The organism is Streptomyces sp. NPDC088124 (assembly GCF_040685895.1).
GTDB lineage: Bacteria > Actinomycetota > Actinomycetes > Streptomycetales > Streptomycetaceae > Streptomyces.
On record NZ_JBFBJB010000029.1, the window covers coordinates 71,140 to 97,114 of the forward strand.

The window sequence follows — 25,975 nt, forward strand, 5'->3', positions numbered from 1 at the left end:
GAGTTTCACTCGTTGCAAGGGCCTGTGGCGCAGACTGGTAGCGCACCTCGTTCGCATCGAGGGGGTCAGGGGTTCAAATCCCCTCAGGTCCACAACATGACTGTTCTTGAGTTCGCTCGGGAAGGGTCGGCGGAATCCCGCCCGATCGGTTGATCGGGCGGGATTTTTTTATGTGCGGGGGGTCGTCCACGGGCGGAGCTTCTCGGGGTTGCGTACCGCCCAGATGTGCGTGATCAGGTTGTCCGTGACCGCGAACGCGGCCACCGTCGCCGTGGTGCCCGCGTGTTGGGCGACCAGGCCGGGGCGGCCGTTGACCGAGCGGGTCAGGAGTGTCATGCCGGGGGCCCTGGCGTCGATGCCGAGGATGTAGTGGGCGATTCGCTCGGCGCCCGTGATCGGGTGGAGCGCCGCGCCGGTGCGGCCGCCGCCGTCGACGGTCATCGTGGCGGCGGGGTTGAGCAGGCCGACGAGGGTCGCGATGTCCTTGGCCTCCCACGCCTGCTTGAAGTCCCGCATGACGCGGGCCTGCTGGGCCGTCGGAGCCGCGGGGGTCCGTGCCGCGCGGACGCGGCGGCGGGCCGATGAGGCCAGTTGCCGGCAGGCCGCCGGGGTGCGGTCGACGATCGTGGCCACTTCGGTGAAGGGGTACCGGAAGACGTCGTGCAGGATGAACGCGACCCGCTCGGCCGGGGTCATCGATTCGAGCACGACGAGAAAGGCCATGTCGACCGACTCGTCCAGGGTGACCCGGTCGGCCGGGTCGCCGTCGCCCGCTCGTCCGTTCAGCCACTCCGTACCGCCGGGCAGCGGCTCCGGGATCCATTCGCCCACGTACCTCTCGCGCCGTGCCCGCGCCGAGCCGAGCACGTCCAGGCAGATGCGGCCGGTCACCCTGGTCAGCCAGGCGCCGGGGGAGTCGATGGCCTCCTGTTCCCGCCGGGGCATGGCGTACCAGCGGGCGTAGGTCTCCTGTACGGCGTCCTCGGCCTCGGCCAGCGAGCCGAGGAACCGGTAGGCGAGATTGATCAGCTGCGGGCGCTCGTTCATGATCGCGCCCGGGCTCGGACCGGGGCGGCCGTGTGCGGGCCCGGATCTGATGGTCATGGTCGTGATGACTCCCTTGTTCGAGTCTTCCCCCACCATGATCGGCGAGACCCCTGCGAGCGGTGAGGCCGGTGCTCCGTCTCACAATCCCGGTGGCTGCGTCGTCGGAGTGCTGAGAGGCGGGGCACCGGCCCCGGCTTCTGCCGAGAAGCAGTGTTGAGAAGCTGAGAAGGGGAGGGTTCGCCATGCCCACACGGACGACGGCACAGCAGCACGGTCCGGGGTTCTCGAAGTTCCTGCGCGCCGCGATCGCCCTGCAGACCGTGGCCATATTCTTCCAGGCGGTCACCGCCGGTCTGCTGCTGTCCACGACGTACGGGGAGACGCTGCACAGCGTCGGCGCCCGCGTGATGTACGCGGCGTCGATGCTGTACGTGCTCGCCGCCGTCCTGGCGTGGCGGCCGGGCGGCGGCTCGCCCAGGCCCGTGCTCCACGCGACCGGGTTCCTGGTGCTCGCGTCGGTGCAGGTGGTCCTCGGTATCGCGCATGTGACGAGTCTGCATGTTCCTCTGGGCACGCTGATGTTCGGTCTGAGCACCCTTCAGCTGGGCCGGACGCTGATCGGTCACCGCGTCCGCGCGGGTGCCGCCGTGTGACGGCCGAAGGCTTCCGCGGCCGTGCTTCCCGCGGGTGCGTCCGGGACCTCGGCCAGGCGGCCCACAGCTTCCCCCACCTGTGGTGTCGCCGCACCGTGTGGCGAAGGTTGCCGGTGGGGCGGAAGGCGGCACATGTGGCTGATTCGACGTCAATTGTTGTCCGAGCGCGAGTAGTTGAGAGTTCAAGCGCGGCCGTTACAGTCGGACGGAAGACCGCGAGGGGCGTCGTCCCCCGCCGGCACGTGGACCGCAAGGCGTTCGAAATACCGGACCCCCATCCGTCGCTCGAAACAGCCAGGAGGTCTCCCCTCCCATGCATCTGGACCACCTCACCCCGCGGGACCGTGAGCTCTTCCGGCGGTTCGGGCACGGGCCCGTCGTGCCCGTGCCCCACGCCCTCGTCCACCACGCGTTCGAGCGGCAGGCGCTGGCCACGCCCGGCGCCATAGCCGCCGAACACCGCGGCGCCACCCTCACCTACGCGGAGCTCGACCGGCGCGCCGACCGGCTCGCGGCCTGGCTCCGCCGGGCCGGGGTACGGCCGGGCGACCGCGTCGGGCTCTTCGTGCGGCGCTCGATCCCGATGCTCGTCGGGCTGCTCGGCACCCTCAAGGCCGGTGCGGCGTACGTACCGCAGGACATCGGCCTCGCGCCCGCCGCCCAGCTCCGCCACGTCATCCGTACGGCCGCCACCCGGGTCGTCCTCACGCAGCGGGAGTACGCGCACCGCGTGCCCTTACCGGCCGGGGTGCGCCATCTCGTCGCCCTGGAGGACATCGACCGCCTCGACCCGCACCCCGACGAGCGGGACGGCCACGCCGACGGGGCCCGTCCGCGTGGCGCGCGGCCCGACGACGGCTGCTACGTCCTGTTCACCTCCGGCACCACCGGCCGCCCCAACGGGGTCACCGTCACCCACCGGAACGTGGCCAACATCCTGCTCACCGAACCCGGCAGCCTCGGTATCGGGCCCGGCCGGCGGGTGGCGCAGATCCTCAACATCGCCTTCGACATGGCGGCCTGGGAGATCCTCGGCTGTCTCAGCCACGGCGGCACCCTCGTCATCCGTGGCAAGGACATCGCGGAGACGGCCCGCACCGCCGACGTCCTGATCGCGACGCCCACCGTCCTCGCCGCCATCGACCCGGCCACCTGCACCCGCGTGCGGGCGGTCGCGGTCGCCGGGGAACCCTGCCCGCGCCCCCTCGCCGACCGGTGGGCCCGGCGCTGCGCCTTCCACAACGCGTGCGGCCCTACGGAGACCACGATCGTCAATACGATGCAGCGCCATCACCCGGACGCGGAGCTGCTGACGATCGGCCGCCCGACCCCCAACAACACGGTGTACGTCCTCGACGAGCGGCGCCGCCCCGTCCCCATCGGCGAGGTGGGCGAGATGTGGGCGGGCGGCGACTGCGTGTCGGCCGGCTACCTCGGCGACGACGCGCTGACCGCCGAACGGTACGCGCCCGACCCGTATCTCGGCGGGGGCCGCCGCATGTTCCGTACGAGGGACCTCGGCCGGTGGACCCCGGACGGCGAGCTGGAACACCTCGGCAGGACGGACGACCAGGTCAAGATCCGCGGCTTCCGGGTGGAGCCGGACTCCGTCTCCGCCGTCCTGGAGTCCGTCCCGGGGTGCACCCGCGCGGTCACGCTCCGGCGGGACGCGCGGCATCTCGTCTCGTTCGTCTGCCCCCAGGACGTCGACCCGGAGGCGGCGCGCGGGGCGGTCGCGGCGGCACTCCCGTACTACTGCGTGCCGTCCGCCGTGCTGCCGCTCGCCGCCCTGCCCGAGACCGACCGGGGAAAGATCGACAAGGAGGCGCTGCTGCGGCTCGCCACGGGGGACGCCGGCCGGGGCGCGCGCGTGGGGGCGGTGGGGGCGTGACCTTCTCCGTCGACGAGCAGAGCGTTCCTCGTGACTCACGGGTGTCCCGGGGGCTTTCGTCGTCCCGGAATGGCTCTTCGGACTCTTCGGACTCTTCGGACTCTTCGGCGTCGCCGCCCGTCGACGTCGACACCATCACCCTTCCCCCACTCACCTCCTGGCCCAGGCGCCTCTTCAAGCACCCCCGCCTGATGCACTACAACCGTCTCGCCGCCCTCGTTCTCCTCGCCAACCTCGGCTTCCTCGCGGCCGGTCCGTACAGCCCCCGTACCCTCGGCCACGCCGCCCTCGCCAACCTCGCGCTCGCCGTCGTCGTACGCCAGCAGTACGTCATCAACCTGCTGTTCCGGCTGGCCACCCGGCCGTCCACGCGGCGGCCGCTCAAGCTCCGCTGGACGCTCGCGAAGGTGTACCACTTCGGAGGAGTACACGTGGGCGGGGCGGTGGCGGGGGCGCTCTGGTTCCTCGGCCAGACCGTCGTGCTGACCGGGGCCGGGGAGCCGGTCACGGCAAGCGGTGCGGGCATCGCGCTGCTCGTCGTCGCGTACGTGCTGATCGCCCTGCTCGCCTGTGTCATCGCCACCGCCCTGCCGCCCTTCCGCGCCCGCTTCCACGACCGCTTCGAGAAGATCCACCGCTACGGGGGCTGGGCGGCGCTCGCGCTCTTCTGGGCGCATACGGTGCTCTCCGCGCTGCCTCCGCTCTCCGCCGGCGGACCGGTCGCCGCGGAACCCGGCCTCTGGGTGCTCGCCCTCGTCACCTTCTCCGTCGCGCTGCCCTGGCTGCGCCTGCGCAAGGTCGACGTACGGATCGAACGGCCCTCGTCCCATGTCGCGCTGGCCCACTTCGACCACGGCGTGACACCGTTCGCCGGCTCGTCCACCGCGATCAGCCGCAGTCCGCTCAAGGAGTGGCACTCCTTCGCCAATGTGCCCGCCCCCGGCCGCTCCGGCTTCCGGCTCACCATCTCCCGCGCGGGGGACTGGACCGGCTCCTTCATCGACGACGCCCCGGCGCGGGTGTGGGTCAAGGGCATCACCACGGCGGGCGTCGCCAACATCGAGACCCTGTTCAGCAAGGTGGTGTACGTGGCCACCGGCAGCGGCATCGGCCCCTGTCTGCCCCATCTCCTCGCCGCCGAGGTGCCCGCACGGCTGGTGTGGGCGACCCGCGACCCCCGCGCGACCTACGGGGACGGGCTCGTCGACGAGATCCTCGCCGTCCAGCCGGACGCGCTCGTCTGGGACACGTCGCGCCACGGCAAACCCGACATGGTGCGGCTCGCGTACGCCGCCTACCGCGACTTCGGGGCCGAGGCCGTCATCTGCATCTCCAACAAGAAGCTCACCTGGCAGGTCGTGCACGGTCTCGAACGCCGGGGCATCCCCGCGTACGGCGCGATCTGGGACTCGTGACATCCCGCCGGACCCCCTGACCGGAGGCATTTCGTGGAGCAGAACATCAAGACCGAACGGCACGGCCCGGACGGCCGGATCGTGACCGTACGGCTCCACCGGCCCCATGTGCTCAACGCCCTCAGCGGCGCGCTCATGAGGGAACTCATCGGCACGCTGGCGGCATTGGACCGCGATCCGGGGGTCGGCTGCTTCGTCGTCACCGGATCGGAGAGGGTCTTCGCGGCCGGCGCCGACATCCGGGAGATGTCGGGGAAGACGGCCGTCGAGATGGCGGACGAGGACTACTTCGCGGAGTGGGAGGAGTTCGCGGCCTTCCGTACGCCGAAGATCGCCGCCGTCAACGGATACGCGCTCGGCGGTGGCTGTGAGCTGGCGATGATGTGCGACATCGTGATCGCGGGGGAGTCCGCCGTCTTCGGGCAGCCGGAGATCAAGCTCGGCGTGATCCCCGGCATCGGCGGCACCCAGCGACTCACCCGGCTGGTGGGCCGGGCCAAGGCCATGGATCTGGTCCTCACCGGACGCACGATGGACGCGGCCGAGGCCGAGCGGTCCGGTCTGGTGTCCCGGGTGGTGCCGGACGACCGCGTGCTGGAGGAGGCGACGCGGGCCGCCACCGCCGTCGCCTCGGGCGCCCGGCAGGCGGTGACGGCGGCCCGGGAGGCGGTCGACCGGGCGCTGGAGACCGGCCTGCGTGACGGGGTCCTCTTCGAACGGCGGCTGTTCCACGCGCTGTTCGCGACCGAGGACCAGAGCGAGGGCATGCGCGCGTTCCTGGAGAAGCGCGCGCCCCGCTTCACCGGCCGCTGAGCGCAGGGGCGGCGGCCCGGTCCGCGACCGCCCCGACCCGCTCGACGCCGCCTTCCCTACGGCCGGGTCTGGATCAGCGCGTGGGTGCCGCTGGTCCGCCAGGAGGGGCCGTGCGCCGCGGCCGAGTCCAGCCGCGCCAGTGTCCCGTCGCTCAGCCCGACGACCACATCGGACTTCAGCGTGCGCAGCGCGGTGACCGGTCCCGGGAAGTACGCGGTGCGCCCGGCGAACGGCAGGGTGGCGGGCCAGGCCCGGTCGCCCACCAGGCGGCGGTAGTTGAGGTCGCCCTTCACCAGCGTCACCGCGGCCTCGGCGAGTTCGCTCCGCAGGTCGCCGGGCATCGCCTCGAACGGCAGCGGCGCGCGGAAGAAGTCGTGCGCCCGTACGTCGAGCCGCCCCGACGCCATCGCCGACCACAGCCGCTTGCCGATCTCGGCCGCGTACCCGGGCGCCTCGCCCAGCCGGCGCAGCGCGTCGACGACATCCGCGAGGGTCGCGTCGGACACGTAGTACGGGCAGGGCTTGACGTGCAGTACGGCGCGGCCGGCCCGGCCGGTACGGAGCAGATGGTCGAGGAGGACGAGATCGGGGATGAGTTCGCGGCCGGAGTTGTCCGCGATCAGGTGGACGGGGCGGGCGGCGGAGTCCGGCGTGCCACCGGCCGCCAGCAGGGACCACAGCCGGGCGCTCTCGTCCGCCACGAGCGGCGAGTCCGGGTCGGCCGGGCCTCCGGGCGCGGCGGCGGGGGCCGGTGCGGGCGACATACGGAACCCCAGATCGGCCCGGTTGCCCCAGAGCGACGCGAGCAGGAGCGCGTACGCCTGGTCGTCGCCGTGCCGCCCGGGTCCCTCCGGCACCGTGGCGAGCCCGTCCAGGGCGAGGAGCTCGTCGTCCACCGCGGCGGTGCGCAGCTCGGCGCGCTTGAACGGGGCGAAGGGATCGACGCCCCGCCAGGGACCGGCGGCGAAGTAGCCGACGGCCCCCAGCAGCCTGCGGTAGAAGTAGCTCTCGCTCCACAGGAACGGCGCGTCGAACCACGACCGGCCCACATGATCGTCGTACCCCCAGCTCCGCCACGTGCCGAGGTCGTGGTCGTCCTGGGCGCCGAGCGGCTCCATGACCCCGTCCGTGATCTCCCCGAGGAGCGCGTCGAGGGCCCGGTGCTGCGCGGGGCCGTAGGGGAACGCGTCGCGGACCTGCTGGATGAGGGCCGGATGGCGGGTGGCCAGGACGCTCCGGGCGAACGAGCCGGGCTCGTTGCCCAGGATCACGGGCGCGTCGTCGTCTGCTGCGGGCACTGCGGGCTCTCCGGGCGGCGTCGCCGTCATGTACTTCTTCACTCCATTGAGGGCGTTGAGGACGTTGAGCACCCATGGTGCCCGTCTGGTGCCCGCCGTGCCCCCCTCAGGACGACGCGACGCCGGGGTGTCCCGACCGTTCGTCCGTTACGTCACGTCACGTCACGCCGCGTCACGGCTTCGGCGGCACGGGCGGGTACGGTATGCCGGCCAGAAGCGGCAGCAGCTTCTCCTCCTCGTAGTCGAGGTGTGCCGTCAACTCCACTGTCATCCGGTCCAGTTCGGTACGGAACCGGTCGGGGTCCGCCGTACCGACGTCCGCCAGCAGCGCGCTCAGCCCGCCCTGGACGCGGGCGACCGTACGGTGTTCGTCGGCGAGGCGGGCGAAGACGTCCGACAGGTGCGGGTACTGGCCCGCGAGCGCCGGGAACAGATGGGCGTCCTCGCTGGTGTGGTGGAACGTCAGTGACTCGCAGAACGCCAGGCAGTGCTGGCGCAGTTGGAGCCCCAGTCCGGGCGCGGGCGGCGCCCCCGGCCCCTGGTGCGCCGCCCGCGCGGCGAAGTGGGCGTCGGCCTCGCGGCGTACGTGGCCCAGCTGGGAGCGGAGCCAGGTGTGGATCTCCACCAGTTTCTCCGCGAGATCGGCAGGGCCCCGCGCCGCGGACTCCGCACCCGCCTCCGCTCCCGCCGCTCCCGTGTCGGGCTCGGAGCGCTCCAGCACCACGACCGGCAGGATCCTGTCGGTGCCGGCCTGGTAGTCGGCGTACCCGGGCGCCGCGCGCACCACGCGCTCGAAGAGCAGGTCGCGCCGCTTGCCCTCGGCGGGGACGGCGATCGCCCCGTACGTCTGCGTACCGATCTCCACCCGCACCATCGGGTGGGCGAGCAGATTGTGGTACCAGGCGGGGTGGCGGTGGCTGCCGCCGGCCGAGCCGACGACGAGCAGGAGGTCACCGTCGCGCACATAGCCGAGCGGCGTGGTGTGCTCCGCTCCCGACCGCGCGCCGGTGGTGGTCAGCAGGAGCAGGTCACCGCCCTCGAAAGGGCCACCGACCTTTCCCTGGTTGGCTCGGAATTCGTCGATGACGGACTGGTTGAAGGACAGGGGCATGCGGCTGTGACTCTCCAGGAAAAGAGAAAAGGGAAGGGTAAAGGGAAGGGTGAGGCCACGCGCGGCTCTTGCCCGGTGAATCCGAGCGCCGCCGCGGCAGCCGGTGACGGCACGGAATGACCGCGGGAAGCAGTCCGGAGGACAAGCGAGAACAAGCGAGGACAAGGGCGACGCGTGAACGCGGGTGTGCCGACTACGGCAGTCGTGCCGGGCGCGGCAGTCGCGTCAGGTAAGCCGGTGCGTCGAAGGCGTCAGACGCGGGGTGCGGAGTATGAACTCATGGCATCGTCCCTCGGTAAAGGTGTCCGCTCGAACGCCGACCTGCCCACAGCTCTCCGGTCGGTGTCACGCTACACGCCGACCATTAGAGTCACCCCGCCGTTCTCTGTCAATCCTGTCCCGTCCGGAAGCCCTCACCCCTCTCGTACGGAGAGACGATTTCCGGCCGGTGTCCCGTAACCTCAACTGGCGCCTGCAATAGCCCACGTGGGTGACACGGGCTCACGGTAATTCTCCGCGGGCCACTACTGTCCCCAGACATGACCTCTACCAATACCGCGGCGAGCAATGCGCAGTACGCCTCCCTCCTGGGCACCCTCTCGGTGATTGCCTGGACGAGCGACCCCGCCGCCGGAGAGCGCAACGCGCCTTTCCTGCTGGCCTATTCACTCGGGGACGGGCGCGACGGCCCCGAGGCCGGCGGGGAGGCGATGCGCAGGGTCCTCGTGGACATCGGGCTGCAGCCCGGCGGCGATCTGGTCGATGTCGCGCAGTCGCCCAGCGTTCCGGTCAAGCTGATCGTCGAGGCGGGCCGGGCCGTGCTGACGATGCCGTATCTGAACGCGCAGTGCACCGTCCCGCCGGAGTGGGAGCAGGACGCGCGCGACATCGGGCAGGTCTACTTCCTGGTCGCCACGCGGCCGTGGGCCGAGGGCGTCCCCGGAAGGCCGGTCGGCGAGGACCAGTTGCGCGCCTTCGCGGGCGACACAGAGATGCTCACGAGCGCCGCCCACTGCCTGCTGCCGGTACGCGGCCTGCGCGGCTGAGCGGCCGGGCAGCGACATGACAGCGGCACCGACCGAGTACAGGACCGCCCGGGACGCGGCGGACGGCGGCGACCGGGACGCGCCCGGCGGATGGGGGGCGAGCCGGGCGTTCGCCCTGCTGCTGGTCGTCACGGGCGCGGCGGGGCTGCTGGCCGCGTGGGTGATCACGATCGACAAGTTCGCGTTGCTGGAGGACCCCGATTTCACTCCGGGGTGCAGCCTGAACCCGGTGGTGTCCTGCGGCAACATCATGAAGAGCGACCAGGCGTCGGTCTTCGGCTTCCCCAACCCGATGCTGGGTCTCGCGGCCTACGCGGGCGTCGTCTGCATCGGTACGGGGCTGCTGGCGGGGGCCCGCTACCGCGGCTGGTTCTGGTTGGGACTGAACGCGGGGACGCTCTTCGGTGTCGGGTTCTGCACCTGGCTCCAGTACCAGTCGCTGTACGAGATCAACGCGCTCTGCCTGTGGTGCTCACTGGCCTGGGTCGCGACGATCCTGATGTTCTGGTACGTCACGGCCCACACCGTCCGGCACCGGATCCTGCCCGCGCCGGCCGCGCTGCGCGACTTCCTGGCCGAGTTCGCCTGGGTGCCGCCCGTGCTGCACATCGGGGTCATCGGGATGCTGATCCTGGCCCGCTGGTGGGACTTCTGGACGAGCTGACCCGTAGCGCGCCACCGTACGGACCGGCGTGGCGCCGATCGGCCCCGCCCGCCCCTCAAGGCAGTAGCCATGAGGGGCGGTGGCGGGACGGCGACTCCTACTTGCCGAGCGGGAGGCCGCCGAGCAGGTTGCTCTTCTGCTGGGGCTTGTTCAGGCTGTCGGTGGCGCCCTTGACCGCGTTGAGCACGGAGCCCTCGTTCTCGGTGTCCAGCGCGTTGGTGTGCAGCGGCTTGGCGTCGCGCAGACCCTCGCTGGCCACGGTGTCCAGCGCTCCGTTGAGGCTGAACGAGGGGGACTGCGTCCCGGCGGCGAACGCCGGGGCGGCGGCACCCAGCGCCACCATCGAACCGGCGACGACGGCGGCGACCTTCATGGGCTTCATGTGCATCCTTTTCCGCTGGGTGTCGTGACGATCGGGTGTCCCGACACGTGATTTCGGTGCGCCCAGCCGCGAGTCGACTCTGCAGTGACTCAACTCGCCGCACGCACAGGCCCTTTGGGGATTTCCTCCCGGGGCCTCGTCTTCTCTAACGATTCCCCGCCGCCCCGGAAACCCCGTGCGGAAGTAAAACTGGGCGGGGCACCCGAATCACCCGGATGAAGGACGCGGAAAAGCCGCTCTGCCCCGAGGGGAAGAGCGGCTCCGCCGGTGAACGGCGTCAGTGGTTGACGCAGAGGTTGCCGAAGGCCGGGTTGAGCAGACCGATGATGTCGACGGTGTTGCCGCAGATGTTGATCGGCACGTGGAGCGGGACCTGGATGATGTTGCCGGACAGGACGCCCGGGGAGCCGATGGCCTCGGCCGCCGCGCCACTGTCGGCAAAGGCGGAGCCGGAAGCGCCGGCGACAGCGGCGGCGGCCGCGGTGGAGAGAACAACAGCCTTGGCGATACGCGACATGGGGAAGGGCTCCTCGGTCGTATGGGGATGACATTGAGCACCGGGCGCGATTGCCCGGACTTCTGGATCAACGTCGAGGCCATCCGGAGGTTGCGGGCCCGAAGGAGTGAAGTTGGGCCGGCCGGGGGACACCGACGGACGTCGATTGAAGTCCTTTTCCCCAGTCGGTTGTACGTTCTGCGCGTTTCAGCGCGTCTGGCGTGATTTTCAGCCCGCGCTCTGTAATGGTCCCGTCTTGTTTCAACCTCATGTTTCAACCTCACGTTTCATCCTCTTGTTTCGATGTGTTTCGACCTTCGAGGTGGAGAGCCAGTATGCGGAATTCTGCGGTTCTTGCTGTGGGGCGCGGCCTCTTGTGCGGTCTGGCTACTCTCGCCCTGTCCGCGATGGCGTTCCCGGCGGCTCCGGTGACGGGCGCGAAGACCGGTGCGAAGGCCGGCGCGAAGTCCGGTGCACGGGCCGGGGCGCGCGAAGAGCCTCGTATCCCTTTCGCGCGGCGCTATCAGGCGGTGCAGCACGGCGGGATCGTACGGGCCGCCAATTCGGCCGTCAGCTGCCGGGCCGAGGGCGGTGCGGCGGATTCCTGCGAGGCCGCGCGGGCCGGCGGGAACGCCGCCAACAGCGAATTCGACATGTTCTACTCCGACATCGACGGCGACCCGAACACCTACAACTCCACCCGGGCCGAACTGCCCCTGCCGGACGGCGCGCGGGTCAGCTACGCGCGGCTGTACTGGGGCGGGAACCTGCGGGCCGGTGAGCAGAAGCCGGCCGCCGACAACGGACGGGTGCTCTTCGCCGAACCCGGCGGCGTGTACCGGGAGGTCCTCGCGGACACGGTGATCGGCCACCGTACGGACGAGGTCGCCGACGCGTACCAGGCGTCGGCCGATGTCACCCCGCTCGTCCGGGACAGCGGCCCCGGGCTGTACACCGTGGCGCAGGTCAATGTGGCGATGGGGCGCTCCGCGGTCGGAGCCTGGGGCGGCTGGACCCTGGTCGTCGCGTACGAGAAGGACGACGCGCCACGGCGCCATCTCGCGCTCTGGGACGGGTTCGAGGCGCTCGGCACGGACCACAGGAGCGCGGGGGTCGACATCGGTCCGTTGCACATGCCGGTAGGGGCCTCCGGGCGGCTGGGCGTCGTCGTGTACGACGGGGACCGGGGGTTGACGGGGGACACGCTCACGGTGGAGACCGGGCCGGGCGAGAGCGTGGCGCTCCACAACGAGGCAAATCCTTCTGATGATGTGATGAACTCCGGTATTACGGATCCTGGATTCGGAGGAGGCGAGCGGCAGCCTTCTTATGCGAACACCCTTGGCTATGACTCGGACGTCTTCGACCTGAGTGACGCACTGGTCTCCGGAAGTGAACAGCTTGGCGTTCGATTCGGCACCGAGCGTGACTCGCTCTGGCTCGGGGCGCTCTTCGTAGAGGCCGACGCACGGAACTGAAACCTGGTGATCCGTGCGGTTCGCCGGCCGCGGCGCCTTCCACACCGGTCCAGCTCGAAAGACCGAACTCCCCATCCTTTGCCCGCCTTTCCCGCATCGCAGCCTTCCTGCATTCCCCGTATTCCTGTACTCCCGTATCCCCGTATCCCCGAGTGGAAAGAGTCGCGCGTGCAGCCACAACGGTGCCGGCCCGGGACCGGCTTCACCGCACTCCACCTCGTCCAGCCCGTCGACGGCGGCGTGGCCCAGGTGGTTCTCGACCTCGTCGCGGCACAGGTGGCCGCCGGGTTCCGGGTCGCCGTCGGCTGTCCCAGGACCGGACCGCTCGCCGGCGCGGCGGCTCGGCGGGGAGCCGAGATCCACGCCTGGCAGGCCGGCCGCGAGCCGGGCCCCGGACTGCTCCGTGAGGTACGGGAGGCCACCCGTCTGGTCGGCCGGGTGCGCCCCGATCTGATCCACGCGCACAGCGCCAAGGCCGGACTCGTCGGCCGGCTGGCCGTCAGGGGCCGTGTTCCGACCGTCTTCCAGCCGCACGCCTGGTCGTTCGAAGCGGTCGGCGGGGTGACCGGACGGCTGGCCAGGCGCTGGGAACGGTGGGCGGTCCGGTGGACCGACCGGGTCGTCTGCGTCAGCGACGCGGAGCGGCGCACCGGCGAGCGCGCGGGCATCGACGCCCACTGGACCGTCGTACGCAACGGCGTGGACATCGGACGGTTCACCCCCGGGGACCCCGGCACGGCGGGGGGCGCCGGCACCGCCGCCGGTGGCGCGGGAACCGTCACCGGAACCGGCGCCGCGCGGGCCGCGCTGCCGCTGCTCGCCGGAGTGCCGGCCGGCGCCCCCGTCGTCGTGTGCGTCGGCCGGCTCTGCCGCCAGAAGGGCCAGGACATCCTGCTCCGGGCCTGGGAAACGGTCGTACGCAGGCTTCCGCAGGCCAGGCTGGTGCTCGTCGGCGACGGCCCGGACGCCGCCGCGCTGCGCGCCGCCGCCCCGCCGTCCGTGCTCTTCGCGGGCGCCGTACCGGACACCGCGCCCTGGTACCGGGCGGCGGACCTGGTGGTGCTGCCGTCGCGCTGGGAGGGGATGGCGGTGGCGCCGCTGGAGGCCATGGCGAGCGGCCGGACCGTTGTCCTCAGCGATGTGGACGGCGCGCGCGAGAGCCTGCCGCCCGGGCGCGAGCGGTTCTGTCTCACCCCGCCCGAGAACCCGCCCGCGCTGGCGGCGGCCGTCAGCACTCTGCTTCACGACCGGCCGCTGCGCGAAGCCATCGGCCGCCAGGGCCAACAGCACGTACTCAGCACCTACGACGTGCGGCAGACCGCGCAGGCCATCGCGGACGTGTACCGCGAAATCGCCGCCGTGCCGCGCCCCGAGCGCAGGGAGCCGATTCCCCAGTGACCACGGAAAGCACCAGTGTTCCGCAGCCGTCCGGCCGGACATCCCTCACCAAGCCGTCCCTCACCAAGCCGTCCCTCGGCCGGCAGTCTCTCGGCGAGCAGTCCCTCGGCGGGCGTGTCCCCCTCGCCCCGCCCCGCGACAGCACCGACCGCGTTACGCTGCCGGCCCGCCGCGCCCCGGCCCACGGCGCGCTCCGCTTCGGTCTGCCGCTCGTCGCGGTGGACGCGTTCGCGACGCTGCTCTCCACCGCCGTACTCAGCGACGAGCAGCGTGACACGCTCCTCGTCGTCCAGCTGCTCGCGTGCGTGACCGCGCTGAACGCGGTCGCCGGGCTCTACCGGCCCGGAACCGTCCTCTCCGGCCTCGACCAGCTGCCCGCGCTGGCCGCCAGGACCGCGGTCGCCTGGTGCGCCGCCGCGGCCGTACTCGCCGCCCTCTTCCCCGTGCACGCCCTGAGTCTGGCCGCGCTGGCCGGCGGTGGCGCCGTACAGCTCGCCGTGTGCTGCGCCGGTCGCTCGCTGCTGCACACGCGTCGTCGCTCGCGCGCCCGTGGCCGGCTGCGGTCCGCCCTCGTCGTCGGTACGGGGACGGCCGCGCGCCGACTGGTCGCGCTGCTCACCCAGCATCCGGAGTACGGACTGCGCCCCGTCGGGATCGCGGACCCCGCGCCCCTCCCCCGCGGGGGCGGTGACCACGAGACCGGCCAGGACGGGTATCCCCACGGTGGCGGTACGGAGTCCCCCGCGCTCCCCATCCTGCCCGTGCTGATCACCGTCGAGGAGATCCACCGCGCCGTCATCCAGAACGGCGTCCAGGAAGCCCTGTTCATCGACTCCGGAGCCGGCCCCGGCGGCCATGGCGGACCCGGCGGCACCGGCGGCCATGGCAGCTCCGACGGCCCCGCCGAGTGGGCCGGCCGCGCCGGGCTCGTCACGCTCTTCCACGAGTACGGGTGCGCCACCTCCTTCGTCGGCCCCGGCCCCTGGGGCGCCGCCGCCCCGCCCGCCGCCATGGAGCGCCACCTCTGGGGCTTCAGCCGCCACCGGACCGAGCCGCCCGCCCCGCGCCGCGCCGGCGCCGTGGCCAAACGGCTGCTGGACGTGGTGATCGCGGCCCCGGCCCTGCTGGCGCTCTCCCCGGTGCTGGCGGTCTGCGCCCTCGCCGTACGGTGCTGCGACGGCCGCGGTGTGCTGTTCCGGCAGGAGCGCGTCGGCCAGCACGGCCGCCCCTTCACCCTGCTGAAGTTCCGTACCCTGCGCCCCTCCGACGACCACGAGTCGGCGACCCGCTGGAACATCGCGGGCGACCTGCGCATGAGCCCCGTCGGCAGCTTCCTGCGCCGCACGTCGATGGACGAGCTGCCGCAGCTCTGGAACGTGCTGCGCGGTGACATGAGCCTGGTCGGCCCGCGGCCCGAACGCCCCTTCTTCGTCACCAACTTCAGCAAGACCCTCCCCGGCTACGCGGCCCGTCACCGGATGCCCGTCGGCATCACCGGGCTGGCGCAGGTCCACGGGCTGCGCGGGGACACCTCCATCGAGGAGCGGTCCCGCTTCGACAACCACTACATCGACCACTGGTCGCTCTGGCAGGACATCTGCATCCTGGTGCGGACCGCGCTCTCCCTCGTCCGCCCGGCGGGCAGCTGATGACCACCTGCGTCGTCGGCACTGCGGGCACTGCGGGCACTGCGGACACCGCGGACACCGCGGACACCGCTGAGACCGCCGACACCGCCGGGTCCGCGTGGTCCGCCGGGTCCGGCGGTGTCGGCGGTCTCCGCGCGGCCCCGGTACGGTCCCGCGCCGACGCGTGGTCCGCCGCGCTGCGCCGGGCGGCGCCGCTGCTGCCCGCCGTGGCCGTCGTCGCGCTGCTCGCCGTGCCCACGCCGCCGGCCGGCGACGGCTCCGCCGGGTTCGGGAGCGCGGCCGACGCCGCCTCCGCCGTACTCGTCCTGCACTGTCTCGTCCGCGTACTGCGCGCGCGGGCCCGCCCGTTGACCCGTACCGCCGCACTCGTCCTCGGGCTCCCGGTGCTCGGCGTGACCGTCGCCTCGCTCACCGCCGACGACCCCGCCGCCACCCTGCCGGGAGTGGCGCGCTACCTCCAGATCTTCGTGCTCGTACCGGGGGCGCTGCTGCTCCTCGTCCGTGACCGCCGTGACTTCCGGCTGGTCGCCGGGTCGGTGGTGGTGCTCGCGCTGGCGCAGGGGGCGGTCGGCGTCGCGCAGTACCTGACCGGCACCGGCGCCTCCTACCAGGGCGAGGACATCCGCGCCGTCGGCACCTTCGGACCCACCGACATCATGGGGATGGCCACGGTCGTCGCGTACGGGCTGGTCATCGCCGTCGGTTACGCCCTGGGCGGCTCCGCGCGGGCGCCGCGCGGTCAGCGGGCCCTCGCACTCGGCTGCGCCGCGCTGCTCTCCGTACCGCTGCTGCTCTCCTTCAGCCGCGGCGCCTGGATCGCCACCGCCGTGGCGCTCGCGCTGCAACTCGCGCTCTCGGGGATCCGCAGGGCCGTCGTCGTGGGCCTGGCCGCCGGGGCGCTCGGGGTGGTCCTGGTCGGCGGGCTCGGCATCGGCTCGCAGCTGATCAGCGAACGGGCCGGCTCGATCGCCCAAGTCGCCGACGCACCCGACCAGTCGGTCACCGACCGGTACACGATGTGGGCGGCGGCCACCGGCATGTGGCGCGAGCGGCCCGTCACCGGCGTGGGGCTGAAGGGCTTCCCCGCCTACCGCGACAACCACGCCTCCCTCGCGCTCTCCGCGGGCAGCGACACCTCGGGCGCGGGGATGGGGTTCCAGCGCCAGCCGCTGCTGTCGCCGCACAACATGTATCTGCTCGTCCTGAGCGAACAGGGGCTGTTCGGCGTCGTCGCCTTCGCGGGCAGCTGGGCGGGGCTCCTGGTGTGCGCGGTACGCACGGTGCCGGCGGCGCGCCGCTCCGGTACGGGCGCGGAGTGCGGGCTCGTCGTCACGGGGCTGCTGGTCTGGCAGTTGGCGGACTTCTGTTACGCGGACATCGGCGGCCCGTCGACGGTCCTGACGGCGGTGATGCTCGGCCTGGCGGCGTGGTGGGCACTGGGCTCCGCGCCCGGCCTTCCCGCGGTGCCGGCCGGGCGGCACCCGAACGGTGAGGCCGGTCCGGCGTGAACGATATGAGGCCCCCTTTCCCGGCGGTCCCGCCGCCCTCCACACCACCGCCCCCGGGCACGACCGCGCCGGCGGCGGCCCTCACCGGTCCTGGTGCCGCCACGCCGGGCGCCGCCGCCGTGGCCGCCGCCGCTTCGGGAACGATCGCTCCGGGCGCGACCGCTTCGGCCGTCACCGCTTCGGCCGTCACCGCTCCGGCCGTCACCGCTCCGGCGGGTGCGGCTCCCGGCACGGCCGTCCTCGAACCGGCCGGCACGGCGCCGGAGTCCGAGAAGCACAGGAAGCCCGGCGAGCCCGGGGAGTTCAGGGAGCCCGGCGGGCGCGGGGAGTCCGGGGAGCCCGGCGGAAGTGGGGCGCTCTCCTCCGGGCGGTTCCTGGCGCGGGCCGCGTTCCTGACCGCCGCGCTCACCGCCGCGGGGTCGCTTCTCGGGCTGCTCCGCGACCAGACCATCGCCCACCTCTACGGCGCGGGCCCCGACACCGACGCCTTCCTCGTCGCCTGGACCGTGCCCGAGGTGGCCGCCACGCTCCTCATCGAGGACGCCATGGCGCTGATCCTCGTACCGGCGTTCAGCCTGGCGCTCGCCCGCCGGGCCGCCCGGTCGCCGCAGGACCGGGCGCGCGACCTGGCACAGGACCTGGACCTCGACCCCGTACGGCAGCTCACCCGTGCCACGCTGCCCCGGCTCTTCCTCGCCCTCAGCGCGTGCGCGGCGCTGCTGATCGCCCTCGCGCCGTGGGCGGTCGCCGTCCTCGCGCCCGGTCTCCCCGAACCCGGGCTGGCCGTCGACTGCACCCGGCTGACCGCCACGTCGGTCTTCACCTACGGCGTCGCGGGCTACTGCAGCGCGGCGCTGCGTGCGCACGGCTCCTTCGTGGCGCCGGCCGCGATCTACGTCGCCTCCAACGTCGGCATCATCTCCACGATGCTGCTGGCCGGCGCGGAGGCGGGGGTACGCGCGGCCGGGGCCGGGGTCGCCGTCGGCGGCGTGATGATGGTCCTGATCCAGCTCCCCACCCTGTGGAACAGGCTGACGGAGCGCCGGCCCGTGAGCGGTCCCGAGCCCGCGCCTGTTTCCGCCACGCCCGCACCCGTACCCGCGCCCGCACCTGTACCCGCACCCGAGACGGAGACGGCAGCGGCCTCCGTCTCCGCCCCCGTCACAGAGGCCACCCCTGTCACGGCGGAGACCGCCCCCGGCCCCACGCCCGCCCCCATCCCCCCGCCCACCCCCGCCGTGACCCCGCTCGCCTCGCCCGTCGCCCTCGGACTGCTCGTCCCCGTCGTCGCGTTCGCGCTCAGCCGCCAGTCGCAGGTCCTCGTCGAGCGGTTCCTCGCCGCGCCGCTGCCCGCCGGGGCCATCTCGCACCTCAACTACGCGCAGAAGGTCGCGCAGATCCCGATGACCCTCTCCCTGATGCTCTGCACCGTCACCTTCCCGGTGGTCGCCCGTGCCATGGCGGCGGGGGAGACCGACCGGGCCAGGCGCCGCGTCGAACGGGATCTCGCCCTCGCCGCGATCATCGTGCTGACCGGGGCCGCCACCGTCATCTCCTGTGCCCCACAGATCATCGAAGTCCTCTTCCAGCGCGGCGAGTTCCACCCCGCCGACACCGCCGCCACCGCCGCCGTGATGCGGGTGTACGCGCTGGGCCTGCTCGGCCACACCCTGGTCGGGGCGCTCGTACGCTGTTACTTCTCCGCCGCGCGCCCTCTCTGGTTCCCCGCGCTCGCCATGACCGCCGGGCTCGCGCTGACGGGCGGCGCGGGCGCCCTGCTGGTCGGCGTCTGGGGGGTGCGCGGCATCGCCGCCGCCAACGCCCTCGGCATCACCCTCACCGCCGTACTCATGCTGGGCGCGCTCCACCGCCACAGCGTGCCGGTCAGGACCCGCCACATGACCGGCGGGCTGGTCAAGCTCGGCGCCGCCGCCGCCGCGGCCACCGGCTCCGGGTGGCTCTGCGCCGCGCTCCTGCCCTCCCCGGTCCTCGCGATTCTCTCCGCCGGCCTCGTGGTGACCGCGGTGTTCCTCGTCATCGCGTACGCCCTGAAGGCCCCCGAGACCGACTCCATCCTCCGCTCCCTCGCCCGCCCCTTCTCACGAAAGCTCGCCGATGCCCGCTGACACGACGCCCGGCGGTCCCCTGTGGGCCGTCATGTACCACTCGGTCGCCGACCCCACCGACGACCCCTACCAGGTGACCGTCTCCCCCGACCGGCTCGAACGCCAGCTCCGCTGGCTGCGCCGGCGCGGACTGACCGGCGTCTCCATGGCCGAACTGCTGCGCGCCCGCGCCGAGGGGCGGGGCGCCGGTCTCGTCGGGCTCACCTTCGACGACGGGTACGCCGACTTCGTGACGACGGCCGTCCCGCTGCTCCGGCGGTACGGCTGCACCGCGACCGTCTTCGTCCTGCCGGGACGCCCCGGCGGCAGCAACGAGTGGGACCGCCTCGGCCCCCGTAAACCCCTGCTCACCGAGGACGGCGTCCGCGAGGCCGCCGCGGCCGGGATGGAGATCGGCTCCCACGGCCTGCTCCACGTCGACCTCGTCACGGCCGACGACGCCACGCTCGCCGCCGAGACCGGCCGCAGCCGGGAACTGCTGCGCGCCCTCACCGGCACCGAGGTGGGCGGCTTCTGCTACCCGTACGGCACGGTCGACGCCCGGGTCGTCGCGGCGGTGCGCGCCGCCGGGTACGCGTACGGCTGCGCCATCGACCCGGGGCCGCTGACCGGGCTGCTCGCGCTGCCCCGTATCCACGTGGGGGAGCGGGACACCGGCCTCAAGCTGACGCTGAAGCGGCGGCTGCACCGCTGGCGGCGTGAACCCGTCCCGGCCGCAGCCTTCGCGGAGTACGCCCGCTCCGCCGCGTACCGCGCGTCCGTCGCCGGAACGACGGCACCCGCGGCGGTCGGGGCATCCGGGGCAACGGCGGCACCGACGGCACCGACGGTCACCCCGTGAAGGGCCTGAAGGTCCTGCATGTCATCACCGGCCTCGGCATCGGCGGCGCCGAGCAGCAACTACGTCTGATGCTCCGCCAGTTGCCCACCCACAACGAGGTCGTCACCCTCACGGAACCGGGCCCGGTCGCCGACGGCATCGTCGCCGATGGGGTACGCGTCGCCCACCTCGGCATGACCGGGAACCGCGACCTCGCCGCTCTGCCCCGGCTGGCGCGCCTGGTCGGACGGGGCCGGTACGACATCGTCCACACCCATCTCTACCGCGCCTGCCTCTACGGCCGGATCGCGGCCCGCATGGCCGGGGTGCGGACGATCGTCGCCACCGAACACTCCCTGGGCGCCGTCCAGATCGAGGGCCGGCCGCTGACCACCGGCGCCCGCGCGCTCTACCTCACCGGGGAGCGGCTCGGCACCGCGACCGTCGCCGTCTCCACCACCGTCGCGCGCCGGCTGGAGCGCTGGGGGGTGCGCCGCGACCGTATCCACATCGTCCCCAACGGCATCGAGTCCGCGCGCTTCGCCTTCGACGAGAAGGCGCGCCGCGCCGCGCGCGAGCGGCTCGGGCTGGCCGAGGACGCGTTCGTCGTGGGCGGCGTCGGACGGCTCGCCCCCGGCAAGCGGTACGACCGGCTCGTCCGGGCCGTCGCCGAACTGCCGGGCGCCCGGCTGCTGTTGGTCGGTGAGGGCCCGGAGCGTACCAACCTGCTGCGGCTCGCCGAGGAGCGCGGCCTGGCCGACCGGATCCTGCTGCCCGGCGCGTGTGAGGACCCACCGCCCGTCCCGCACCCCGCCGACCTGCCCTCGCTGCTCGCCGCCATGGACGTCTTCGTCTCCACCTCCCACGACGAGGCGTTCGGGCTCGCCGTGATCGAGGCGCTCGCCGCCGGGCTGCCGGTGCTCCACGTGACCTGCCCGGCGCTCCAGGACCTGCCGCCTGAGGCCGCGCCCGGCGCGCGCCGGATCAGCGGCTCCGTCCCCGGGCTCGCCGAGGAGCTGCGGCGGCTGCGGGACCCGCGCCCGCCCCGGCAGCCCGTGCCGTCCGCCGTACGCCACTACGACATCTCCCGCAGCGCCGGGCAGTTGATGGGCGTGTACGAGACCGCCCTCCACCGCCAGCTCCCCACCCGAGAGGCGAGTCGCCCATGACCCGACAAGCACCCCAGGCACCCCAGCAGGCATCCCAGGCACCCCAGCAGACACCCCAGGCACCCCAACCGGCGCCCCAGTCCACCCAGCAGACACCCCAGCAGCCGAGCCGCAGGCCGCCCCGGCGCGGCGCTCCCCCCGGCCCGCGCACGGAGTCCGCGCGGCGCCCGACGGCCCAGGCGCCACTGCTGCCGTTGACACAGCTGAGGCGGCTGTTCCGGCCGGCGGTGCCGGCGGCCCGCTGGATCGTGCCGGCCGCCGTACTGGCCGGGGCGGCGGCCGGTGGCGCGTACGGACTGCTCCTCACTCCCGAGTACGCGGCGACCAGCTATGTGGTCGTCGTACCGACGGAGAAGTCGGAGCCGACCGCCGCGCTCGGCTTCGCCACGGCGTACGGACGGGTCGCCTCGCAGGTCGCGGTGGTCGGCGACGCGGCGGTCTGGGCCGGGGTCTCCGCGCGGACCCTCAAGGAGAACGTCCAGACGGCGACCTCGCCCGACGCGCCGATGATCTCGGTGACGGCGACCTCGTCCGACGCGGCGACCGCCGTGAACATGGCGGACGGCGTGGCGCGCTCACTCGTCCTCAACGGCGGCCACCTGCAGGCCAGTACGCACGTCCGTGTCCTCCAGTTCTCCCGGGCCGTCCCGCCGACGAGCCCGGTCACGCCCTCCGCGCCACTGGCCGCGCTGGTCGGCGGCTGCGCGGGCGGGCTGCTCGGCGGACTCGGCCTGCTGGTCCGGCCGAAGCACCGCCCCGGGGCCCCCGCGCACGCCGCCGCCCCGGTCGTGTCCCCCCAGCCGCGGTCGGAAACGGTCTGATGGCCCCCGGATCCCGGACGCGGAGCGCCGCGCCTCCCCGCGTCCCCGTATCGGCGCTGCTCACCGCCGCCCGGTCCGGCGCGGTGTTCACCACGGAGGTGTGCCGCGACACCGGCCGGTTCGCCGAACTCGCCCCGGAATGGGGCACCCTGTACCGCCGCTGCCGTACGGCCACCCCTTTCCAGAGCCACGCGTGGCTGTACTCCTGGTGGCTGTCGTACGGCCAGGGCTGCGGGGCCGGCGGCGCCCGCGGTGGCCGGGCCGCCCGGCGTGTTCGCGGTGGCCGCGGCCGGCTGCGCGTCGTCGTCGTACGCCGGTCGGGGGAGCCCGTCGCGGCGGCCGCGCTCATGCTCACACACCGCCCCCTGCCCGTCCTCGTCCATCTCGGCGGTCCCATCTCCGACTTCTCCGACGTCCTCCTCGACGACGAGCACGCCGGCACCGCCGCGCCCGCGCTCGCCGGGGCGCTCGCGGAGGTGGCCCGTACGGCGGTGATCGACCTGCGCGAGGTACGGCCCGGGGCCGCCGCGGAGCGCGTCTACGACTGCTGGCACGGGCCGCGCCGGCGGCTGACCGACTCCGCCTGCCTGGAACTGCCCGCCGTCCCCATGGACGGACTGCTCGCCAGGCTGCCCGCCGCGCGCGCCCAGCGCGTCCGCGCCAAGCTGCGCAAGCTGGACGCGCTCGGCATCGAGGAGCGGATGGTCGAGGGCGCGGAGATCCCGGCCGCCGTGGAACGGCTGCTGGCGCTGCACCGCCTCCAGTGGCAGGGCCGCGGCGTCACCCCCGAACACCTCAGCGGACGCTTCGCGGAACACCTCACCCGGGCCGTGCGCGCCATGGCCGACTCCGGCGACGCGCGGGTCACCGAGTTCACGCTGGCGGGCGCGGTGGTGGCCGCCGACGTCACCCTGATGTCGGGTCAGCTCGCGGGCGGCTATCTGTACGGGGCCGACCCCGAACTGCGTGCCAGGAAGGCGGACGTCGCCACGATGCTGCTGCGCGGCGGCGCGGGATGGATCGGCGCGAGCGGCCGGTCCACCCTGAGCATGCTGCGCGGCAACGAACCGTACAAGCACCACTGGCGCCCGGAGACCGTCACCAACCAGCGGCTGCTGCTCGCGCGCTCCGCCCTCTCGCCGTCCCTGCACCTCCTGGTCGCGCGGGCGGTGGGACGCGGCCGGGCGGCCGATCTGGTGAAGCGGGCGCGGCCCCGGCCGCGGGCACGGAGAGGCGGCGACAAGGGATGACCTCGCCGCCGCTGTCCGTGCCGGGGCGCGACCTCAGACGCGCCGCCACCAGTCGAGACGGATGCAGATCCTGCCGCCCAGCAAGTTCTCCAGCCAGGCACCGAGGTTCAGCGGCCGGCAGCCCTGCGGGCGCTCCGGCGTCGGAGTCGTCGGAGGAGTGGGAGCCGGAGTGGGCGTCGGCGTCGGGGGAACGGGAGGCGTCGGGGTCGGCGTGGGCTGCGGCTCGCGTTCGGACAGCGTCGACCGGAACACCTTCGAGGACTCGGGATTCCGGTCGCACTGCCAGACACCGTGGGGGCAGTAATCCGTGACGGTGCTGTACAGCGGCTTGTACGTGTCGATCCATTCCAGCATGCGCCGCATGTACTCGGGGTTGTCCCCGTTGCGGAAGAGACCCCATTCCGGATAGGAGACGACCTTTCCATGCGCGGCGGCGAAGTCCACATGCTGCTGGAGACCGTATTCCTCGGTGACCTGCTCGTCGAAGGTGCGTCCCGGCGGCTGGTCGTACGAGTCCATGCCCATGATGTCCACGACGCCGTCGCCCGGGTAACACCGGGTCCAGGGAATGTCGTCCCGTCCCCTGTTCGGGGCGAAATCGAATCGGAATTTCTGTCCGGGCACCTCACGCATGGCGGTGACGATACGGTTCCAGTACGCCTTCCACGCCTCCGGATCAGGACCGCACCGATGCGTGTACGTGTTTCCGTTCATCTCCCAGCCGAGCACGATCACCGTGTCGGGGACGCCGAGCGCGACAAGCCGTCGCGCCAGCGTCCTGAAGTGCCCGTCGTACCGCCCGGCCGCGCCTCTGCGCAGCTCACGGCGGACCAGACGGTCGGGCACCCGCTCCTCGTTCCGCTCCAGCATGGGCACGTTGAGGACGAACAGCCGGTTCTCGCGGGCCTTGCGCCACTCGGCCCAGCTCTCCAGGAAGTCCGGAGCGCCCTCGATGTTGGGCCACGTGTCCCCGGGGAGATAGGTGTGCCCCACGCGCATTTCCCGGCCGCCGAGCCATTTCTCCATGGCGGCGATGCGCCGTACGCCGTCCCGGCCGTAGTCGAGATACGCGCCCAGGGCGGGTGAGGGTGCCGCAGGCGGCTTCTGTCTTTCCGTACCGTTTCCCGTGCCGCTTTCCGTGCCACTTTCCGTACGGCTTTCCGCTTGGCTTTCCGTGTGGCCTTCCGTGCCATCGGAATCCGCGGCGGCTCGCTGAACGGGCAGCGCGGCACCGGAGACAAGAAGGCCGGCCGAGATCACACCGAGACAGGTGGTCGTCAGCCTGCGACGTCGTCGAGGGGTCATGTCCGCTCCTTGCGATCGAACGTGCTTCCGTGGCCGCGGGCCGTGGTCACGATGATCACAAAAATATTTCTAATGGGCCGGTCGGGAGCCGGGCCTGGTGTTCCAGTAGTCCATTCGTGAATTTCATCCCTCGCATGGGGTATCGAAATGAAGGGCACCACCGTGCCGAGCTTTGACACCCGCGTTCCGGCCGTCCTCGTACGGCTCGACCGGAACCCGTTCCACCACGGCACGCTGGGCGCCGTACGCTCCCTCGGCCGCGCCGGGATCGAGGTGCACGCGGTGATCGAGGGCGCGCGCAGCCCCGTCGGACGATCCCGCTATCTGCGCCAGGCCCATCTACGGCCCGGACAGGCACCGGAACTGACGGCCTCTCGGCAACCGGCCGGGGGGCCCGGGCCCGAGCTGGCGGAGGTTCAGCGGCTGCTCCTCGCCATCTCCGACGGGCTCACGGCCCCGGCCGTCCTCATCGCGATGGACGACCTCAGCGCGATCGCCGTGGGCCGGCTCCAGCCGGAGCTGGCGGGCCGTTACCTGCTGCCTGAACAGCCGTCAGGGCTGCCCGAGCGCGTCGCGGACAAGGCCGAGCTGGCCGGGATCTGCCAGGAGCTGGGCATGCCGCACCCGCGCACGGTGATCCCGGACGGCGCGGCGGAGGCCGCGGCCGCCGCCTGGTCGCTGGGGTTGCCCGTGATCGCCAAGTGGAGCAGACCGTGGCTGCTCCCCGAGGGGTCGGGGCTGCGCAGCACGCGCGTCGTCCGCTCCCCCCAGGAGGCGCGCGAGCTGTACGGGCGCAGCGGCGAGGCGGGCAGCAGGCTGCTGCTCCAGGAGTTCCTGCCGCACGGACCCGACCGCGACTGGTTCTTCCACGGGTACAGCGGGCGCGGCCCCGCCGGCGGCTGTCCCCGGTTGCTCGGTGCGGCCGGCCGCAAGGACCGGGCCTGGCCGGTGGGCGCGGGACTGACCGCGGTGGGCCGGTGGCTGCCCAACCCGTCCGTGGAGCGGCTGGCCGGCGAACTGGTCGCCGCGCTCGGCTACCGGGGGATCCTCGACCTCGACTTCCGCCGGGAGGCCGCGACGGGCGCGTACCACCTGCTCGACTTCAATCCCCGGCCGGGCGCCCAGTTCCGGCTCTTCACCGACCGCTCCGGCACGGACGTGGTCCGCGCGCTCCACCTCGATCTGACCGGGCGGGGCCTTCCGGTGCAGGAGGCGGCGCACGGCCGCGCGTTCGTCGTGGAGAACTACGCGTTGCTGTCGCTCCTCTCCCCGGCCGGAAAGGGCGCCCGCCGGACGTCCGGGACGCCGCGCCGGTCCGTCGAGACGGCGTGGTGGGCGCTGGACGATCCGCTGCCCGCCTGCGCGATGGCCGTCGCGTGGGGGGCGCATCTCGGGCGCCGCGGCTGGCGGCTGCTGCGCCGGGTCCTGCCATACCGGCGCACGGGGGAGGCGGGCCGGTCGCCGCGCACCCCGCCCGTACGGCAGCGGCGCGGCAGCCCGGACCATGCCGACCACTCCGACCATGCCGACCATGCCGACCTCCCGGACCACACAAGCCCCCTGGGCGACGCCCCCGCACAGCGCCGCACCCGATGAACCTGCCCGATCTGCCCGACCCTGCCACCCCCTGGCCCA

At 72.9% G+C, this 25,975-nt stretch carries 22 protein-coding genes and 1 tRNA gene; 17 read left to right on the forward strand and 6 right to left on the reverse strand.

The window, feature by feature from the left end; all coding sequences use genetic code 11:
* Nucleotides 1–18 precede the first annotated feature (18 nt).
* A tRNA-Ala gene (locus AB0P17_RS24030) sits at nt 19–92 on the forward strand.
* Between the two features lie 76 nt (nt 93–168).
* On the opposite strand, the gene sigJ is transcribed toward AB0P17_RS24030, so the two are convergent.
* Nucleotides 169–1,104 carry an RNA polymerase sigma factor SigJ gene (gene sigJ / locus AB0P17_RS24035; RefSeq protein ID WP_365813947.1) on the reverse strand — a complete coding sequence of 312 codons (936 nt, stop codon included), beginning with the start codon at nt 1,102–1,104 and terminating at the stop codon, nt 169–171.
* A gap of 185 nt (nt 1,105–1,289) precedes the next feature.
* Here sigJ and AB0P17_RS24040 point away from each other — a divergent pair, with 185 nt between their 5' ends.
* From AB0P17_RS24040 to AB0P17_RS24055, 4 genes are all read left to right on the forward strand, one after another.
* The gene (locus tag AB0P17_RS24040; protein ID WP_365813948.1) at nt 1,290–1,700 is read left to right on the forward strand and encodes a hypothetical protein; all 411 of its coding nucleotides are present in this window, start codon (nt 1,290–1,292) and stop codon (nt 1,698–1,700) included.
* A gap of 313 nt (nt 1,701–2,013) precedes the next feature.
* The gene (locus AB0P17_RS24045) at nt 2,014–3,591 is read left to right on the forward strand and encodes an amino acid adenylation domain-containing protein (RefSeq protein WP_365813949.1); all 1,578 of its coding nucleotides are present in this window, start codon (nt 2,014–2,016) and stop codon (nt 3,589–3,591) included.
* A gap of 134 nt (nt 3,592–3,725) precedes the next feature.
* Nucleotides 3,726–5,006 (forward strand): hypothetical protein, encoded by a 1,281-nt coding sequence (locus AB0P17_RS24050; RefSeq protein ID WP_365813986.1) that lies wholly within the window; start codon nt 3,726–3,728, stop codon nt 5,004–5,006.
* Between the two features lie 33 nt (nt 5,007–5,039).
* Nucleotides 5,040–5,819 (forward strand): enoyl-CoA hydratase-related protein, encoded by a 780-nt coding sequence (locus AB0P17_RS24055; RefSeq protein ID WP_365813950.1) that lies wholly within the window; start codon nt 5,040–5,042, stop codon nt 5,817–5,819.
* A 56-nt stretch (nt 5,820–5,875) separates the two neighbouring features.
* Here AB0P17_RS24055 and AB0P17_RS24060 read toward each other — a convergent pair whose 3' ends face one another.
* Entirely contained in the window at nt 5,876–7,117 is a 1,242-nt protein-coding gene (locus AB0P17_RS24060) for a damage-control phosphatase ARMT1 family protein (protein WP_365813951.1), read from the reverse strand.
* A 172-nt stretch (nt 7,118–7,289) separates the two neighbouring features.
* Nucleotides 7,290–8,228, reverse strand: coding sequence for a nitroreductase/quinone reductase family protein (locus AB0P17_RS24065; protein ID WP_365813952.1), 939 nt, complete (start codon nt 8,226–8,228; stop codon nt 7,290–7,292).
* Nucleotides 8,229–8,767: 539 nt separating this feature from the next.
* On the opposite strand from AB0P17_RS24065, the gene AB0P17_RS24070 reads away from it, so the two are divergent.
* The gene (locus AB0P17_RS24070; protein WP_365813953.1) at nt 8,768–9,274 is read left to right on the forward strand and encodes a DUF5949 family protein; all 507 of its coding nucleotides are present in this window, start codon (nt 8,768–8,770) and stop codon (nt 9,272–9,274) included.
* A gap of 16 nt (nt 9,275–9,290) precedes the next feature.
* Nucleotides 9,291–9,938: a vitamin K epoxide reductase family protein gene (locus AB0P17_RS24075; RefSeq protein ID WP_365813954.1), complete on the forward strand. Its 648-nt coding sequence runs from the start codon at nt 9,291–9,293 to the stop codon at nt 9,936–9,938.
* 97 nt (nt 9,939–10,035) lie between these two features.
* Here AB0P17_RS24075 and AB0P17_RS24080 read toward each other — a convergent pair whose 3' ends face one another.
* Both AB0P17_RS24080 and AB0P17_RS24085 read right to left on the reverse strand, forming a co-directional pair.
* Nucleotides 10,036–10,320 carry a hypothetical protein gene (locus AB0P17_RS24080; RefSeq protein WP_365813955.1) on the reverse strand — a complete coding sequence of 95 codons (285 nt, stop codon included), beginning with the start codon at nt 10,318–10,320 and terminating at the stop codon, nt 10,036–10,038.
* A 277-nt stretch (nt 10,321–10,597) separates the two neighbouring features.
* Nucleotides 10,598–10,837, reverse strand: coding sequence for a chaplin (locus tag AB0P17_RS24085; protein WP_365813956.1), 240 nt, complete (start codon nt 10,835–10,837; stop codon nt 10,598–10,600).
* A gap of 314 nt (nt 10,838–11,151) precedes the next feature.
* Here AB0P17_RS24085 and AB0P17_RS24090 point away from each other — a divergent pair, with 314 nt between their 5' ends.
* From AB0P17_RS24090 to AB0P17_RS24130, 9 genes are all read left to right on the forward strand, one after another.
* Nucleotides 11,152–12,294: a DUF3344 domain-containing protein gene (locus tag AB0P17_RS24090; protein WP_365813957.1), complete on the forward strand. Its 1,143-nt coding sequence runs from the start codon at nt 11,152–11,154 to the stop codon at nt 12,292–12,294.
* Between the two features lie 168 nt (nt 12,295–12,462).
* Nucleotides 12,463–13,692, forward strand: coding sequence for a glycosyltransferase (locus AB0P17_RS24095; protein WP_365813958.1), 1,230 nt, complete (start codon nt 12,463–12,465; stop codon nt 13,690–13,692).
* Entirely contained in the window at nt 13,689–15,341 is a 1,653-nt protein-coding gene (locus AB0P17_RS24100; RefSeq protein WP_365813959.1) for a sugar transferase, read from the forward strand. Before AB0P17_RS24095 ends, AB0P17_RS24100 begins: the two co-directional genes overlap by 4 nt.
* On the forward strand, nt 15,341–16,849 hold the full coding sequence (locus AB0P17_RS24105) for an O-antigen ligase family protein (RefSeq protein ID WP_365813960.1): 1,509 nt from the start codon (nt 15,341–15,343) through the stop codon (nt 16,847–16,849). The genes AB0P17_RS24100 and AB0P17_RS24105 overlap by 1 nt, the downstream gene beginning before the upstream one ends.
* A 5-nt stretch (nt 16,850–16,854) precedes the next feature.
* Nucleotides 16,855–18,975, forward strand: a complete 2,121-nt coding sequence (locus AB0P17_RS24110) for a lipid II flippase MurJ (protein ID WP_365813961.1) — start codon at nt 16,855–16,857, stop codon at nt 18,973–18,975.
* On the forward strand, nt 18,965–19,816 hold the full coding sequence (locus AB0P17_RS24115; RefSeq protein WP_365813962.1) for a polysaccharide deacetylase family protein: 852 nt from the start codon (nt 18,965–18,967) through the stop codon (nt 19,814–19,816). The genes AB0P17_RS24110 and AB0P17_RS24115 overlap by 11 nt, the downstream gene beginning before the upstream one ends.
* A gap of 5 nt (nt 19,817–19,821) precedes the next feature.
* The gene (locus tag AB0P17_RS24120) at nt 19,822–20,964 is read left to right on the forward strand and encodes a glycosyltransferase (RefSeq protein WP_365813987.1); all 1,143 of its coding nucleotides are present in this window, start codon (nt 19,822–19,824) and stop codon (nt 20,962–20,964) included.
* Nucleotides 20,961–21,785, forward strand: coding sequence for a lipopolysaccharide biosynthesis protein (locus AB0P17_RS24125; protein WP_365813963.1), 825 nt, complete (start codon nt 20,961–20,963; stop codon nt 21,783–21,785). The genes AB0P17_RS24120 and AB0P17_RS24125 overlap by 4 nt, the downstream gene beginning before the upstream one ends.
* Nucleotides 21,785–23,035 carry a GNAT family N-acetyltransferase gene (locus AB0P17_RS24130; RefSeq protein ID WP_365813964.1) on the forward strand — a complete coding sequence of 417 codons (1,251 nt, stop codon included), beginning with the start codon at nt 21,785–21,787 and terminating at the stop codon, nt 23,033–23,035. Before AB0P17_RS24125 ends, AB0P17_RS24130 begins: the two co-directional genes overlap by 1 nt.
* 33 nt (nt 23,036–23,068) lie before the next feature.
* Here the strand turns inward: AB0P17_RS24130 and AB0P17_RS24135 are convergent, their stop codons facing one another.
* The gene (locus tag AB0P17_RS24135) at nt 23,069–24,340 is read right to left on the reverse strand and encodes a glycosyl hydrolase (protein ID WP_365813965.1); all 1,272 of its coding nucleotides are present in this window, start codon (nt 24,338–24,340) and stop codon (nt 23,069–23,071) included.
* Nucleotides 24,341–24,487: 147 nt separating this feature from the next.
* Between AB0P17_RS24135 and AB0P17_RS24140 the strand changes: the two genes are divergently transcribed.
* Complete coding sequence (locus AB0P17_RS24140) at nt 24,488–25,936, forward strand: ATP-grasp domain-containing protein (protein WP_365813966.1); 1,449 nt, start codon at nt 24,488–24,490, stop codon at nt 25,934–25,936.
* Nucleotides 25,937–25,975 lie beyond the last annotated feature (39 nt).